Origin of the sequence: Rhizobium sp. PRIMUS64, assembly GCF_023006465.1 — a bacterium.
GTDB classification, from domain to species: domain Bacteria; phylum Pseudomonadota; class Alphaproteobacteria; order Rhizobiales; family Rhizobiaceae; genus Rhizobium; species Rhizobium leguminosarum.
The window spans coordinates 12,826-29,105 of record NZ_JALBGX010000086.1 but is presented as its reverse complement, the minus strand read 5'-3'; the positions used below and the strand labels follow the sequence as shown (position 1 = coordinate 29,105).

The 16,280-nt window shown below is 62.2% G+C and carries 11 protein-coding genes; 7 read left to right on the top strand and 4 right to left on the bottom strand.

The window, feature by feature from the left end; translation table 11 throughout:
• Positions 1-1,946: HAMP domain-containing protein (locus MOV76_RS26830; RefSeq protein WP_247265661.1), on the bottom strand; the 1,946-nt coding region annotated here is incomplete at its 3' end.
• A 211-nt stretch (positions 1,947-2,157) separates the two neighbouring features.
• Here MOV76_RS26830 and MOV76_RS26825 point away from each other — a divergent pair.
• The 7 genes from MOV76_RS26825 to MOV76_RS26795 all read left to right on the top strand — a co-directional run bounded on the left by MOV76_RS26825 (position 2,158) and on the right by MOV76_RS26795 (position 7,348).
• Complete coding sequence (locus MOV76_RS26825) at positions 2,158-2,616, top strand: hypothetical protein (protein WP_247265662.1); 459 nt, start codon at positions 2,158-2,160, stop codon at positions 2,614-2,616.
• Between the two features lie 76 nt (positions 2,617-2,692).
• Entirely contained in the window at positions 2,693-2,974 is a 282-nt protein-coding gene (locus MOV76_RS26820; RefSeq protein ID WP_018445002.1) for a hypothetical protein, read from the top strand.
• A 154-nt stretch (positions 2,975-3,128) separates the two neighbouring features.
• A complete protein-coding gene (locus tag MOV76_RS26815; protein WP_112907166.1) occupies positions 3,129-3,740 on the top strand; it encodes a helix-turn-helix domain-containing protein in 612 nt (203 codons plus the stop codon).
• 67 nt (positions 3,741-3,807) lie between these two features.
• Positions 3,808-4,374: an RES family NAD+ phosphorylase gene (locus MOV76_RS26810; protein WP_247265660.1), complete on the top strand. Its 567-nt coding sequence runs from the start codon at positions 3,808-3,810 to the stop codon at positions 4,372-4,374.
• A gap of 153 nt (positions 4,375-4,527) precedes the next feature.
• Positions 4,528-5,553, top strand: coding sequence for an ABC transporter substrate-binding protein (locus MOV76_RS26805; RefSeq protein ID WP_247265659.1), 1,026 nt, complete (start codon positions 4,528-4,530; stop codon positions 5,551-5,553).
• On the top strand, positions 5,550-6,590 hold the full coding sequence (locus tag MOV76_RS26800; protein WP_247265658.1) for an iron ABC transporter permease: 1,041 nt from the start codon (positions 5,550-5,552) through the stop codon (positions 6,588-6,590). The genes MOV76_RS26805 and MOV76_RS26800 overlap by 4 nt, the downstream gene beginning before the upstream one ends.
• Positions 6,587-7,348 (top strand): ABC transporter ATP-binding protein, encoded by a 762-nt coding sequence (locus MOV76_RS26795; RefSeq protein ID WP_113542760.1) that lies wholly within the window; start codon positions 6,587-6,589, stop codon positions 7,346-7,348. Before MOV76_RS26800 ends, MOV76_RS26795 begins: the two co-directional genes overlap by 4 nt.
• Positions 7,349-7,390: 42 nt before the next feature.
• Here MOV76_RS26795 and glgB read toward each other — a convergent pair whose 3' ends face one another.
• The 3 genes from glgB to MOV76_RS26780 are packed head-to-tail and all read right to left on the bottom strand — an operon-like array spanning position 7,391 to position 16,104.
• Positions 7,391-9,601, bottom strand: a complete 2,211-nt coding sequence (glgB, locus tag MOV76_RS26790) for a 1,4-alpha-glucan branching protein GlgB (RefSeq protein WP_247265657.1) — start codon at positions 9,599-9,601, stop codon at positions 7,391-7,393.
• Positions 9,598-12,879, bottom strand: a complete 3,282-nt coding sequence (gene treS / locus MOV76_RS26785; RefSeq protein ID WP_247265656.1) for a maltose alpha-D-glucosyltransferase — start codon at positions 12,877-12,879, stop codon at positions 9,598-9,600. The genes glgB and treS overlap by 4 nt, the downstream gene beginning before the upstream one ends.
• The gene (locus tag MOV76_RS26780) at positions 12,880-16,104 is read right to left on the bottom strand and encodes an alpha-1,4-glucan--maltose-1-phosphate maltosyltransferase (protein ID WP_247265655.1); all 3,225 of its coding nucleotides are present in this window, start codon (positions 16,102-16,104) and stop codon (positions 12,880-12,882) included.
• Between the last annotated feature and the right edge of the window lie 176 nt (positions 16,105-16,280).

Here is a 16,280-nt window from a genome sequence, read left to right as displayed (position 1 = left end):
AGCCGGCCTTCGGTGCCGACCTCGCGCGCCACGCGCGTCACCTCGCCGGCAAAGCCGTTGAGCTGGTCGACCATCGTGTTGATGGTCTCCTTCAGTTCGAGGATTTCGCCAGACACGGTGACGGTGATCTTCTTGGACAGGTCTCCCTGGGCGACGGCGGTCGCGACTTCGGCGATGTTGCGCACCTGCCCGGTGAGGTTGGACGCCATCGAATTGACGCTGTCGGTCAGGTCCTTCCAGGTGCCGGCGACGCCGCGCACATTGGCCTGGCCGCCGAGCCGGCCCTCCGTGCCCACTTCGCGGGCGACGCGGGTGACTTCCGAGGCAAAGGCATTCAGCTGATCGACCATCGTATTGATGGTTTCCTTCAGCTCGAGGATCTCCCCCTTCACGTCGACGGTGATCTTCTTCGACAGGTCGCCATTGGCGATGGCGGTCGAGACCTCCGCGATATTGCGCACCTGCGCCGTCAGGTTGCCGCCCATCGAGTTGACGTTCTCGGTAAGATCCTTCCAGGTGCCGGCGACGCCGCGCACATTGGCCTGGCCGCCAAGCCGGCCCTCCGTGCCCACTTCGCGGGCCACACGGGTCACTTCGGAAGCAAAGGCATTGAGCTGATCGACCATCGTGTTGATCGTCTCCTTCAGCTCGAGGATTTCCCCCGACACCGTGACCGTGATCTTCTTCGACAGGTCGCCATTGGCGATCGCGGTCGAGACTTCGGCGATATTGCGCACCTGCGCCGTGAGGTTCGAGGCCATGGAATTGACGTTGTCGGTCAGGTCCTTCCAGGTGCCCGCCACACCGGGCACTTGCGCCTGGCCGCCGAGCCGACCTTCGGTGCCGACTTCACGCGCCACACGCGTCACCTCGCCGGCGAAGCCGTTCAGCTGGTCGACCATCGTGTTGATGGTCTCCTTGAGCTCCAGGATTTCGCCGGAGACGTCGACCGTGATCTTGCGCGACAGGTCGCCGCGCGCCACGGCCGTCGTCACCTGGGCGATGTTGCGGACCTGAGCCGTCAGGTTGCCGCACATGGCGTTGACGGAATCGGTGAGGTCTTTCCAGGTTCCGGCGACGCCTGGCACCAGCGCCTGTCCGCCGAGCTTGCCTTCGGTGCCGACCTCGCGCGCGACGCGCGTTACTTCCGAGGCGAAGGACCTGAGCTGGTCGACCATGGTGTTGATCGCCTCCTTCAGCTGCAGGATCTCGCCGCGCACGTCGACGGTGATCTTCTTGGAAAGATCGCCATTCGCAACGGCGATCGTCACTTCCGCGATGTTGCGCACCTGCGCCGTCAGGTTCGACGCCATCGAGTTCACGCTTTCGGTGAGGTCCTTCCAGACGCCCGTCACCTCCGGCACCTGCGCTTGGCCGCCGAGTTTTCCGTCCGTGCCGACCTCGCGCGCGACGCGCGTCACTTCCGATGTGAAGACGCTCAGCTGCTTGATCATCGTATTGACGATATCGGCCGAGCGTAGGAACTCACCTTTGAGCGCCCGCCCGTCGACATCGAGCGGCACGGTCTGCAGAAGATCTCCCTTGGCGACCGCAGTGATCGTGCGCGTGACAGCTGTCGTCGGCCATAGAAGGTCGTCGATCAGACCGTTGATCGATCCTTCCATTTCGGACCAGGAACCGTCCGACAGGCCGAAGCGCACGCGCGTGCTCGTTCGCCCGTCCCTGCCGACCACCTGCCCGACATGTTCGAGCTGCTGGGCCATCCGCTGATTGGCGGCGATGATGTCATTGAGAGCGTCGGCGACCTTGCCGGTGACACCGGTCAGATCCGACCGCATCCGCACCGAAAAGTCGCCCCGTCTTACCGCAACCAGCACCTCCAGAAGGGCACTGGCCTCGTCCAACGCCATTGCTTTGTGGACCTGACCATTGAGGTTATCTGCCGCGGCATTGTCGCGCGCGAATTCGCTGGTTTGGTTGTTCACGAGAATCCCCCTCTTCGACGACTGGTAATTTAGTGCTCGACTGGGAAAATGGTATGGCCGTCCCGCGTCGATCCTAACATGATTCAGCGCCCAAAATGAGCCTGATAGTTGCAGATATCCAAAGTGCGCGCCGGACATCGTCTGGGTGGAATTTGCGGTTTTTCGTGCGTGGGGGAACACTTGGCTGCCGGCTGTCGTTTCCGTCCTGACAATGGAGAGCGATATGTCGAACGTCTCAAGGACAGGCAAGGAAGAGATCAACAACGCGACCAGCCAGACCACCTTCGGGAAGTCGGTCGAGAGCCAGGCGCAAATCCAGGATGCGCAAGCGTCGCCCGACGCTGGCGGCGAGATGCTCAACATCTACCGGTTGGAGCCGATCGCGGCACCCGACGATCCGAGATGGGACAACTCCCCCGGACATGGTACCGTCGTCGTCGCTGCCAGAACGGCCGGCGACGCCAGGATCGTCGCTGCGGCTCGTGAGCTCGATTTCATGGAAGTGGATGCGGCTCCCGCCGAAGATGTCACAACGGTCAATGCCAGCGCCTTTCGCGACGACAAGCTTTACACCGTCATTGAGATCGAGCGGCACAGGGGCGATGTTACGCGTGGGGTCCTCGACGGCGCCGTCGCCGTCGACACCATCCGACCGGTTCAATCGGACTGACGTAACAATTCATCGACGCAATCGGCGAGGCGCCGGAGCGTCACCATCATAGGTCCCTCGTTCCCTTGGAGTTCTCATGAATACGGCTAACCTCCAGCTCAAGGGCCTCATCATGGCAATGGCGTCGATATGTGATGCGATCGTCGAGAAGGAACTGCTGACCAGCGGAGAACTCAATGCCGCGCTCTCGAAAGCCAAGAAGGCAGTCGAGGAGGACGACGACCATGAACTGTCGGATGCCAACCGCGCCGCGATATTGTTCCCCATCCGTGTGCTGCAGCTTGCCGAAGAGGCAGGCAGGAGAGGCGAACGGTTGACGTTTTCGGACTATGCCAAGCTTGTAGGAAAGATGACCTGAACAATGTCGAAGGCTTCGCTCACGAGAACGCGTATGCTCTCTCTCGGGCGATCGGGGCTTTCTGGAAGCTTAGTAATGCGCGTGGTCTCTACATGTGGTTGACTTCATATCGGCATGAGCCGTATAAATACCTTGTCAACCAAGGAGCCGCTCCATGGCCCGCAACGCATCCACTCCCGTCACAGCACAGGAAGAGCCGAATTCCATCAGGACCGCGTTTCTGAGACGCGCGACTTCGGCGCTGGAGCGCATTTCTGCAAACGTGCCGGCAAAGGATCTGGCCGATGCGCTTTCGGCCCCGACCGACGCCGGATCGTTGGCGCAGCTTCTCAGCCGCTCGGATATGGTGGGCGCGGCGATAAACGATCTCGATCCGCTGGTTCCGGCGTTGGCTCGCAACGTCGAGCATCGGCAAAATCTCGTCGAACGGGCCGGCGGGACGATGTCAGCCGAGGACGCCGGACGGATCCTCGGCATCAGCAGACAGGCAGTCGACAAAAGGCGGCGAGCCGGCACGCTGCTTGCCGTGCGCGAAGGCAGCGACTGGCGCTATCCGCTCTGCCAGTTGGATCAAGGTGAGGTGATCGCAGGGATTTCCGATGTCGTGCGTGGTTTTGCCGCCGCCGGTCCCTGGATCGCATTGGATTTTCTGCTTGCTTCCGATACGGTTCTCGGTGGTCGGACAGCTCTGCAGGCGCTGCGCGACGGCGATCGTGAAGCAGTCCGGCGTCTGATCCGGATCGAAACCTCCGACGGCTTTGCCTGATGCCGGCAAATGCAGGCAGAGGGCCGTCGCTGCACTGCCCCCGCCCGCTTGGCTCGCCCATTCGTCATTGCCGATCGACCTCATTCCGGTCGGGCAGGTTCTCCATAGGGTCTATCGGACGCATCTCGACCCCATCTTCTTTGGACCCGGCCCCGGGATTCCCGCCACCAATCGTTTCGACAGCGCCAGCGGACGTTTCGGAATTCTCTATGTCGGGATGAGCCGCAGGGGAGCGCTTGCGGAAACGATCCTGCGCAATCCCCAGCGGTTGATGGTGTCCATGACCGAAATCACCACACGCGCCATCAGTGAACTCAGCTGTATCAGACCACTGAGGATCGTCCGCATGCACGGAACCGGCCTGCAGACCCTCGGCACTGATAATGCCATCTCCACCGGCCCCTACGGACCATGCGGCCTTTGGACCGACGCGCTTTGGGACCATGCCGACCGGCCGGATGGCCTTGCCTACCAATCGCGCCATGATTCGAGCGAGATCTGCCTCGCCCTTTTCGAACGCAGCGACATGGCGTTCGACAGAAAAGGCACGCTTCCGCTCTCCGGCATCCTCAAGGAGATTGCGGCGATCCTCGAGGTCTACGGCAAGTCGCTGTCACCGGTCGGCCCCGTTTAGACGGCGAACGCGGCTGCCGTTCGACAGGCGGTGGCACGTTGTTCCCGCAGCAATGCCTTGTCAATTTTGCGATAAGTTGATTTATTTGGTCTTGTTTTCTGGCCGTTTCTGAGGCTATACGGCCGCATATACTCACGCACCGGGAATTTCTTCGTGACCAGCCTCAAATCGCTTCTGGCCGCCTGCGGCCTCTCAACCATGATCGGCCTTGCCGCAAATCCGTCTTTGGCCGCTTCGACGACCTACCCGCTGACCCTGGAAAACTGCGGCGCGCAGGTGACTTTCCAGAAGGCGCCCGAACGGGCGATCGGCCTCGGCCAGAACAGCGCTGAAATCCTGCTGCTGCTCGGCCTTCAGGACAAGATGGCCGGCACGGCCTTCTGGCCGAGCAAGGTTCTGCCGCAGCTCGCAGAAGCCAATGCCAAGGTCAAGCTTCTGACCGTCGAGATGCCGACCTTCGAATCGATCCTCGCCGAAAATCCCGACTTCGTGGCGGCGGCTCTGCCAAGCCTGGTCGGGCCGAACAGCAAGGTCGCCAAGCGCGAGGATTTCGACAAGGTCGGCGTCGCAAGCTATCTTTCTCCCAGCACCTGCCTCAGCACCAAGGACGTCAAGGACCAGTACGGCAGCCGCGCCGAGCTGTGGAACATGGATCTCCTCTACAAGGAGATCGATGAACTCTCTGAGATTTTCGATGTCGCCGATCGCGGCCAGGCGCTGATCGCCGACTTCAAGGCGCGCGAAGCCAAGCTTCGCTCCAGCGTTTCAAAGGACGGCAAGAACCTTTCCTACGTCTTCTGGTTCTCCAGCCCCAGCCCGTCGGCCGACGCCTATCTCGGCGGCAAGAACAGCGCGTCCGGCTTCATCGCCGACCTGCTCGGCGGGCACAACGCAATATCAGCGGAAGCGGAATGGCCGACGCTCGGCTGGGAAGGCATCATCGCCTCCAATCCCGACGTCATCGTCGTCGCCAGTCTTGACCGCAACCGCTGGGAGCTCGACAAGCCGGAGGCGAAGATCAATTTCCTGAACACCGATCCGGCCGTCAGCCAGATCCCCGCCGTCAAGAACAAGGCGATCGTGATCATGGACGGCCAGGCCATGAACCCGACCGTCCGCACGGTCTACGGCGCCGAGCAGGTGGCCGGCCAGCTGAAGGCTCTCGGTCTGTTGCAGTGACCGAAGCGAGCCGTATCTTCCGGCAACTGGGAGCCGTCCTCGCGCTGCTCCTGGCCTCCTTCTGCCTCATCGCTGTCGCCATTGGCGTCAGCGTCGGGATCGGCGACCTGCCGATCCCGCTTGCAACCACGTTTTCGGCCGTCACCAACCGGCTGGGATGGACCGCGGTCGAACTGAACCGCATCCACGAGACCGTCATCTGGGATTATCGTCTCAGCCGGGCGCTGGTTGCCGCCTTCTGCGGCGCCGGCCTTGCACTATCGGGCGCGATCATGCAGTCGCTGCTGCGCAATCCGCTTGCCGAACCCTATGTTCTCGGCATCTCGGCCGGCGCCTCCACAGGCGCCGTCGCGATCGTCATCTTAGGCGTCGGCGCCGGCGCGGTCTCGCTTTCCGCCGGCGCCTTTGCCGGCGCCTTCGCGGCCTTCTTCTTCGTCGCGCTGCTGTCAAACGGCACACGCGGCGGCGCCGATCGCACCATCCTCGCCGGTGTCGCCGCTTCGCAGCTCTTCAACGCCACGACGTCTTACATCGTCACGACGTCGGCCAACGCCCAGCAGGCCCGCGACGTCATGTTCTGGCTGCTCGGCAGCTTCGGCGGCGTGCGCTGGCCGGAATTTGCGCTGGTCTCGATCGTTGTCGGCGTCGGCCTCGTCGGCTGCCTGTTTTACGCCCGCGTGCTCGACGCCTTCGCTTTCGGCGACGAGGCGGCATCATCACTCGGCGTCAATGTCGGCCGCGCCCGGATGGCGCTCTTTGCGCTGACGGCAATGATGACGGCGACGATCGTCAGCATGGTAGGATCGATCGGCTTCGTCGGCCTTGTCGTGCCGCATGTCGCGCGCTTTGTCGTCGGGCCGCTGCATGTCCGCCTCCTGCCGGCTTGCGCCATAACAGGGGCGATCTTCATGGTGCTCGCCGACATCGCCGCGCGCGCCCTCATTCCAAACCAGATCCTGCCAATCGGCGTCGTCACCGCCCTGGTGGGCGTCCCCTTCTTCTCGATCATCCTCTACCGGTTCCAGCGCGCATCATGAGCATCAAGGCCGACAACCTCATCTGGAAGATTGGCAGGAAGACCATTCTCGACGGCGTTTCCCTGGACGCGCCGCCGGGCAAGATGCTCGGCCTGCTCGGGCCGAACGGCTCGGGCAAGACCTCGCTCCTGCGGCTTCTCGCCGGCCTGAAGCGGCCGCATTCCGGCCGCATCACGCTCGACCGGAGCGACATCGCCACTATCAGCCGCCGCTCGATCGCCCGGCGGATCGCCTTCGTCGAGCAACACGCCACCACAAATGCCAATCTGCGGGTCGTCGACGTCGTCAAGCTCGGCCGGTTCCCGCACCGGTCGATGTTTTCAGGCTGGACGAAGACCGACGACGAGGCGGTCGAAGCCGCGCTGGCGCGCGCCGGCATGGCGGAGAAACGCGACGATCGCTGGCAAAGCCTGTCGGGCGGCGAGAAGCAGCGCACCCATATCGCAAGGGCGCTCGCCCAGTCGCCCCAGGAGCTGATCCTCGACGAACCCACGAACCATCTCGATATCCAGCATCAGATCGGCCTGATGCGGCTCGTCTCCGGCCTGCCGATCACCAGCATCGTCGCCCTGCACGATCTCAATCATGCTGCCATGTTCTGCGACCAGCTGATCATCATGCAGCATGGCAGGATCGTCGCCTCCGGCGCGCCGCAGGACGTGTTGAGCGAGGATCTTCTAAGGAATGTCTTTTCCGTCGAGGCCCGCATCGAAGCCTCTCCCTATCATTCGCGCCCGCATATCCACTATCTCAGGTGACGGTGAAACCGTCACCGAGGTGACCGTTCTACGGTTGTGCCGTCAGGGCGTGGGACCCTGCAGAAAAACCGTCGACAGCGGCGGCAGCGTCAGCGACAGAGAGACGGGCCTGCCGTGGGCGGGCACCGGTTCGGTCGACACCGCGCCATTGACAAGGCCCGAGCCGCCATATTCCCGCGCATCCGTCGTCATCCGCTCGATCCACACACCGTCGCTGGGCACGCCGACCCTGTAGCCGTAACGCGGCACCGGCGTGAAATTCGACATGACCAGGATCGACGAAGCACGATCGGGTGCATAACGGAGCATCCCGAGCACGGAATTGACGGCGTCGTCGGCTGCCGCCCATTCGAAGCCCTCGGGATGAAAGTCGCCGAATTGCAATGCCGGCTCGTCGCCGTAGAGGCCGTTCAGATCCTTCACCAGCCGCTGAATCCCCACATGCTGGGGCCGGTCCAGCACATCCCAGGTCACCGATCCATCATGGTTCCACTCGCCCGGCTGTGCGACTTCGCTCCCCATGAACAAGAGCTTCTTGCCAGGATGACCCCACATGAAGCCCAGATAGCTGCGCAGATTGGCGAATTTTTGCCATTCGTCGCCCGGCATCTTCGTCAGCAGCGAGCCCTTTCCGTAGACGACCTCGTCATGTGAAATCGGCAGAATGAAGTGTTCGGAATAGGCATAGATCATGCCGAAGGTCATCGTGCCATGGGCGTAGCTCCGGTAAATCGGATCCTTCTCGATGTAGCTCAGGCTGTCATGCATCCAGCCCATGTTCCATTTGATGTCGAACCCCAGCCCTCCCTGCTCCGGCGGCTTCGTCACGCCGGGCCAGGCAGTCGATTCCTCGGCGATCGTCATCGCGTGCGGGCAGCGCTCGTGAATGATGCTGTTCAGGTGCTTGAAGAATTCGACCGCTTCCAGATTCTCGCGGCCGCCATATTGGTTGGGGATCCATTCGCCCTCGTTGCGGCTGTAGTCGCGGTAAAGCATCGAGGCAACGGCGTCGACCCGCAAACCGTCGATATGGTAGCGCTCGAGCCATTCCAGCGCGCTGGCGATCAGGAACCCTTTCACCTCGTTGCGGCCAAGATTGTAGATCAGCGTGTTCCAGTCGCGGTGAAAGCCTTCGCGCGGATCTTCGTGCTCGTAGAGCGCGCTGCCGTCAAAGCGGGCAAGCCCCCAGACGTCTGTGGGAAAATGAGCAGGCACCCAATCGAGGATGACACCGAGCCCGGCGCCATGGCATCGGTCGATGAAATAGGCGAAATCTTCAGGCGTCCCGTATCGGCCGGTGGGCGCGAATAGCCCGAGCGGCTGATAACCCCAGGACCCGCCGAACGGATGCTCCATGATCGGCAGCAGCTCGATATGGGTAAAGCCCATGTCGCTGACATAGGGAACCAGCCGCTGGCTGAGTTCAACCCAGTCGAGCGACCTGTTGCCGTCCTTTAGATCGCGAAGCCAGGAGCCGGCGTGCACCTCATAGACCGAGAACGCGCCCTCCAGCCTGTCTTGGCGGGACCGGCCCTTCATCCAGCCGTCATCGGTCCATCGAAACGGCGTCGACGATGCGACGATGGAGGCGGTGGACGGAGCCGCCTCGCTCGCCCTCGCGACCGGATCGGCCTTCTGCGGCAAGCAGGTCCCCTCAGCATCGATGATCTCGAACTTATATCTTTCACCGGGGGCGAGGCGCGGAACGAACAGCTCCCAGACGCCCGCCGACGGTCTCAGCCGCATCGGATTGCGCCGCCCGTCCCAGGCGTTGAAGTCGCCGACAACCGAGACGCGGCGCGCATTCGGGGCCCAGACGGCGAAACGAACGCCCGATATCCCGTCGATCGCCATATCAACTGCGCCGAGCGTCCGGCTCAGACTGTAGTGGGTGCCCTCCGATATCAGATGGAGGTCGAGCTCTCCGAGCAGCAGACCGAAACTGTAGGGGTCCTCGGTGATTTGAACTGCATCCGGCCATGTGATCCGCAGCCGGTATCCCGTCCTCGAGGCCGCCACCGCCGCAAACAGGCCGGACGAGGGGGCGATGCTGAACGGCGCCACCACCCGGCCGCTCGTCGCATCGATGAGATCGACCGCTTCCGCACCGGGCAGATACACCCGCACGATCGTCATGCCGCCGCTTTGGTGGGGACCTAGGATCGAAAAGGGATCGCCATGGCGCCCCTCGATCAGGGCCCATAGCGCATCCTGTCCGATGCCCGCCAGAAGTTCCGAGCGCTCAACATTCATGCCTTGACTCCCGTCAGACGCGCTACGATTTCGGTAAGGCCGGATAGCGGGATCGGAAGCCATTTCGGCCTGTTGCGGGCTTCATAGGCGATCTCGTAGGCGGCCTTTTCGAGTAGAAAGGCATCGAGAACCCGGCGTCTTTGGTGGGGTGGCATGTCAAGCTCCTTCGATACGGAAACCGCCTGCGAATAAGCATCGAGAAAGGCCTCCTCGGCATGGCGCCCGAAGCGGGCGATCGCCTCGCGGCGGACCTCGTTGTCGTGTTCGATGACCGCGTCGTTGTCGAGCTGGGCGGTGGCCACGAGGTAGCTCAGCGATCTCAAAAGCCCGGCGACATCGCGCAGCGGGTTCGTCTTGGCGCGGCGCTCGGCTAGGTTTTTCGCAGGCTCGCCCTCGAAGTCGATGATGACGGCATCACCCTCGCTGACGAGGATCTGGCCAAGATGGAAGTCGCCATGCGTGCGTGTCATCAGCGTATTGCGGGCGCTCTCCGCCAGCGTCCCGGCGAGCTCTGCGAGTTCGGAACGACGCTCGAGAAGCGGCCTTGCGAGCAGGTCGATTGCGGGGTCGGCATTCTCGTCGCGTTCCTCGAGCTTCGACATCGCATAGGCGAGCTCCCCGGCAACGGCCTTCCTCATCGCCTCGACTTCGCTGTCGCCTGATACCACCGGGCTGAAGGCCTCGTCCCCGGTCTTCGCAGCGAGCACGACATGCAATTCGCCGAGCCTGAGACCGACCATCGCGACGAAACTGATCAGCGACCGGAAGACGTCATCGTCTGGTTGGACCGCCGGATCGTTCAGCACGAGTTCGTCGGCCCCGCGGCGCAGATTGTTCAGCATCCAGTTCCAGGCGTCGCCCTGATTGCGGATCGCGCCCTGGACGATGATCAAGGTGGAACGGCGTCCGCTGGAATCGGTATGCGCGACCTCTCCGAGCAGGGGCGCCGTGTGGTCATAGCCGGCGCGGGTGAGATAGCGCGTCATCTCGACTTCCGGATGGATGCCCGGGAAGATGTGCCTGATCAGTTTGATCATCGCTACATCGCCGACGAGCAGCGAGCTGTTGGATTGTTCAGCCGATAGCCAATGCACCGGCAGCTCGTCTGAAATATCGAGACTGTCGAGCCGTTCTGTCCCAATGAATTCGAGCGTGCCGGTCCGGCCGGTGGTGCGCGAGCGGTCGCGAAGTCCGTGCAGAATGCCGCGCGCCATTGCCTCCACGGCAAATCCGTCTGTGAGGAAACCGACGCGTCTACCTTGGCGAATCCTCCCAAGCGCAAGCTGCTGGGCAAGCGCGGAAGGATGCGCATCGTCCCAGGCGACCGTGAGCGGCAGTTGGTAGGATTCGCTGTGGTTCGGCAGCTCGACCTCCAATTCGCCGAGGACGACGCCGTCGGCGAATGGGATTGGTGTCGCGGAGATCAGTCGAGCGGCCTGAACCGCCTGGTCCTTTGCCCCGAACCATCGCCGCTTAGAGAGATAGGCGGGCAGGATTTCGCCGCTCAGAATGCGCGCATGACCCGGTTCATCCACGAGGTCGAGCAGGCTACGCCGGATGACCATCGTCAACAGATCGGGAAGCTGTTCCGGCGGTGCGGTGCGCCACGCCGGCGGGTCGGCATCAGCCGTCAGCTGGAACCAGAAGAAACCGTAGGGCGGCAAGGTCAGCAGATAGGTCAACTGGCCGATCGGCGGAAACGGCGACATCCCGGTCAGTTCAATGGGCACGCGCCCCTCGAAGCTCGACAAGTCGAGTTCGACGGCCTGGGGCAGCCGCGAGAGACTTGCAACACAGAGCAGAACCTCGCCTTCATACTCCCTGAGATAGGCAAGGATCTTGCGATTTTCCGGTGAAAGGAACCGCAGCGTGCCACGCCCGAAGGCGGGATGCCTGCCGCGCAACGCCAACATTCTGCGCGTCCAGTTGAGCAGCGAATGCGCGTCCGTACTCTGCGCCTCGACGTTGACGGCCTCGAAACCGTAGAGCGGGTCGGCGACGGGCGGCAGGACGAGACGCGCCGGATCTGCCCTGGAGAAACCGCCATTGCGGTCCGGAGACCATTGCATCGGCGTCCTCACTCCATCCCGGTCGCCGAGATAGATATTGTCGCCCATGCCAATCTCGTCACCGTAATAGATCACCGGCGTTCCCGGCATCGAGAGAAGAAGCGCGTTCATCAGCTCGATCCGCCGGCGGTCGCGCTCCATCAATGGCGCCAGGCGCCGTCTGATGCCGAGATTGATGCGGGCACGTTTGTCGGATGCATAGGTCTCCCAGAGATAATCCCGCTCGGCGTCGGTCACCATTTCGAGCGTCAGCTCGTCGTGGTTGCGAAGGAAGATCGCCCATTGGCAGTTGTCTGGAATCTCCGGCGTCTGGCGCAGGATGTCGGTGATCGGAAACCGATCCTCCTTGGCGATCGCCATATACATGCGCGGCATTAGCGGGAAGTGGAAGGCCATGTGGCATTCGTCGCCCTCTCCGAAATATTCGCGCGTGTCCTCCGGCCATTGATTGGCCTCGGCAAGCAGCATCACGCCGGGATGAGTGGCATCGAGCGCGGCGCGTATGCGTTTGAGGATCCCGTGGGTTTCCGGCAGGTTTTCGTTGATCGTCCCCTCGCGCTCGACGAGGTAGGGGATCGCATCGAGACGAAACCCGTCGATGCCGGTTTCCAGCCAGAAGCGCATAACCCTCAGCAACTCCTCCATGACAAGAGGGCTGTCGAAATTCAGGTCGGGTTGATGGGAATAGAAGCGGTGCCAGTAATAGGCGCCGGCCACCGCGTCCCATGTCCAGTTGGATTTTTCCGTATCGATGAAAATGATGCGCGTTTCCGGAAATTTCTGATCGGTATCCGACCAGACGTAAAAGTCGCGCTCCGGCGATCCCGCCGGCGCCTGGCGGGCGCGCTGGAACCAGGGATGCTGGTCGGAGGTGTGGTTGATGACGAGTTCGATGATGACGCGAATATTGCGCTGGTGGGCGGCGTCGACGAAGGCTCGGAAATCCTCCATCGTCCCGTAATCGGGGCTGACATTGCCATAGTCGGCGATGTCGTAGCCGTCGTCGCGGCGCGGAGAGGGAAAGAAAGGCAGGAGCCAGATGGCATTGACGCCGAGCGCTGCGATATGATCGAGCTTCTGGTGCAGGCCGGCGAAGTCGCCGACCCCGTCGCCATTGCCATCGTAGAACGACTTGATGTGCAGCTGGTAGATGATCGCATCCTTGTACCAGAGCGGCTGCGGCGCGCTATCTGCATTCATCGTGTCCATTCATGCCTCCCTTGAGCGAATGCGCCAGATCGCATAGGGCAGGATCTCAGGATTGAGCCCGATGCTCTGCCATTTGCCAGTCCACTTGAAACGATGCCCGCCGATCAGATCTTCGGCATCCAGCGTGCCGTCGTCTCCGAGCGACCAGTGCCAGAGCGGCAGCTCGACGTCGCTTTGCTGGAAATTATGGGGGTCGAGGCTGATGGCGATCAGCAGGACGTTGTCGCGGGCGCGGCTTGCCTTCTCGAAGAACAAGATATTGTCATTTCGCGCATTCAGCAGCGTCAGGCCGAGATGCGAATGCAGCGCGGTGTTTTCGGTCCGGATGCGGTTGAGCGTCCTGATTTCGGCAATGATATTGCCCGGCCGGTCGTAGTCCCAGGCGCGGATTTCGTACTTTTCGCTGTCGGCATATTCCTTGCGCTTGGCGTCCGGTCGCCCCTCGCAAAGTTCGAAACCGTTATAGACGCCCCACAATCCCGAAAGAGTGGCGGCAAGTGCAGCGCGGATCAGGAAGGCCGGGCGCGGTGCGTTCTGCAGGAAATCCGGATTGATATCATGGGTGTTGACGAAGAAATGCGGGCGGAAGAACTCTTTCGGCGCCGTCTCGGTCAGCTCCCGCATATATTGCTCGAGCTCCCACTTGGCATTGCGCCAGGTGAAGTAGGTGTAGGACTGGGAGAAGCCGATCTTTGCCAGCTGATACATCACCTTCGGCTTGGTGAAGGCTTCCGACAGGAAGACGACGTCGGGATGACGGGCCCTGATATCGCCGATCAGCCATTCCCAGAACGGAAAGGGCTTTGTGTGCGGATTGTCGACGCGAAACAGCTTGACGCCCTGGTCCACCCAAAGCTGCACGACATCCCTGAGCTCCACCCAAAGCGAAGGCAGGGCATCTTTCGTGTAGAAATCGACGTTGACGATGTCCTCGTATTTCTTCGGCGGGTTTTCGGCATATTTGATCGTGCCGTCGGGACGCCAGTCGAACCAGCCGGGATGCTCCTTCAACCAGGGGTGATCCGGCGACGCCTGGATCGCAAGGTCGAGAGCGATCTCCAGGCCATGCCGCCCTGCCGCCTCGACCAACCGGCGGAAATCCTCGAACTCGCCGAGCTCAGGATGGATGGCGTCATGGCCGCCATCCTCGGAGCCGATGGCATAGGGGCTTCCGGGGTCGCCCGGCCCGGCTTTCAGGCTGTTGTTGCGGCCTTTCCGGTTGGTCGAACCGATCGGATGAATCGGCGGGAAATAGAGCACGTCGAAACCCATGTCGCGGATGGCGGGCAGTCGCGGGATGACGTCGTCGAAGGTGCCGTGTCGGTCCGGATCGCCGCTCTGCGAGCGCGGGAAGATCTGGTACCAGCTGGCAAAGGCAGCCTCCTTGCGTTCGGCATCGACGGCGCTTGCCGTCGAGCGAAGCCGAAACGGCCGCCTGTCGGCCTTGTTCATCAATTCGGATGTTCCGGCATCGAGCAGGATCGCCGTGCGCTCGGCATCCGACGCCCTTTCGAGATTGTCGCCGAGGGCCTTCAATTCGGCATTGAGCGTTGGGCCGGCATGCATCTCGGCCGAGCGGACGAGGTTCAACCCCTCCTGCAGTTCGAGCTTCAGATCCAGCCTGGCATCGTTCTTCTTCGTCAGTTCGTAGCGGAAAATCGCAAACGGGTTCTTCCATGCCTCGACGGCAAATTCATAGCGTCCGATGCGTTCCAGCAGAAATTCGGCGTGCCAGCGGTCGTTTTCGACCAATTGCATTTCCGTCTCGTTCCAGTCCGCCGCATCGAGCGGCCGCCAGAGCAGGACCGCGGCGATCGGGTCGTGGCCGTCGGCGAATATATCCGCCTCGACGGTGACGATGTCGCCGACCACCCGCTTGACGGGAAAGCGCCCGCCATCGACTTGCGGCGTGATGTTTTCGATGGCGAGCCGCGGTGATACTATCGCCTGCGCGACGTCGAGGATCGGCCGGGATGTGATCGGTGCCGGCGCCTTGCCTTCGACCACCAGGGTCTCCCCTGCCCGCAGCCGCAGAGCCGTGCCGTCGGCTGCGGCGGGAAGAAAACCGGAGGCCGCTTCGCGCAGTGCGCTCACCGGAGCGGGCGCACTGTTCCGAAGGTCCCTGTTGAGCAGGATGAACCGCACATTCTCAGTGCTACGAAGGTCTTCCACCTCAGCCTGCAGCAGCGCTGAGACCGGTCCGTTGGCGTTGCGGATGAGCCGAAGCGATGAGGTCGGCGCATGGGGTTTCTTGCCGATCTCGGTGTTCGCAAGGCGAATTTCGGAGGAGATATCGAAGGCAAGGTCATGGCGCATCCCCCGCAAGCCGGCTCCATTCCCATGGGTCGGATCGAGCGGCGTAACTGCGCTATATTCGAAACCCATCGGAATCATCAGGCCGCCGCCGAGTGAGGAAGCCAGGCGCAGAGCCCTTATGGCGCGCCGTTCGAGGATTTCGCGGCTCTCGGTTCCGTGGGCGATCCGCCTGGTGAAGGGTGGTTCCGGAAAAGCGATCTGCCAACCAAGCTCCTTCTGGACGCGGTGTTCTTCGATGAACCATCTCTCATCGAAATCCCACCAAGCCATCGATGAAAAACATCCGTCGAAGCCTATATCCTTGACCGCGGCCCTGGCGCCAAAATCAGTGCCGGGCGTCCAGGCGAGGAATTGCACGTCCGCCTTCTCGCGCACCGCCGAAATCAGTGATTTGAAAACCGCCGGCGCAATGCGATCGATCCCGAGCGCCCGGTAGCCGGAGAGGCCGAGACCAGTCAGTCCTCGCAGCCGTTCGGTCCATTCTTCCAACAGCCGGGATAGAGACTCCGCCCCCATCGCAGTCATCGGTTCCGCCGGGTCCAATGGCGAGCGCCTCGGATCGACAGGGTGAAAGCCCGCCTTGGGATCCCGGGCCTTACCGTCGAGCATCAGGTCCATCATCAAGGCGACGCCGCTCTTGCGGGCGGCCTCCACCAAGCGTCCCACCCCCTCCTCGACCGCGCTTCCGAGCGACAGTTGAGGATCCAGGCGGTCTAGGTCCCGGGAGGCAAAGACGCTGCGCTCCCCGCCCCGGTCGAAAAGAGGCGCCGTCAGCACACGGTCGAAACCCGTATCCGCTGCATGGTCGAAAACCTCGCGCCACGCATCGATACCCTGAAGAAGGAGTGGATTGACATAATAAATACGGGGTGGGGTGCTCAACACACCCTGTTTTGGAGAGGATAACATCGGCCGCCGCTCGAGTTGCTTTACAGGCAAACTTCTGTTGGCGGCGGTTGTTCCACCGAAACTGCCAATTCGCGATGCGCTGGACATCGTGGGCCGCATTGAAGCGGGATCGATCGGACGCGTTAAATTCGAGCATCAAAGACGCTTGTTTCTGACGAGAACCCTTGAAGGCGTAC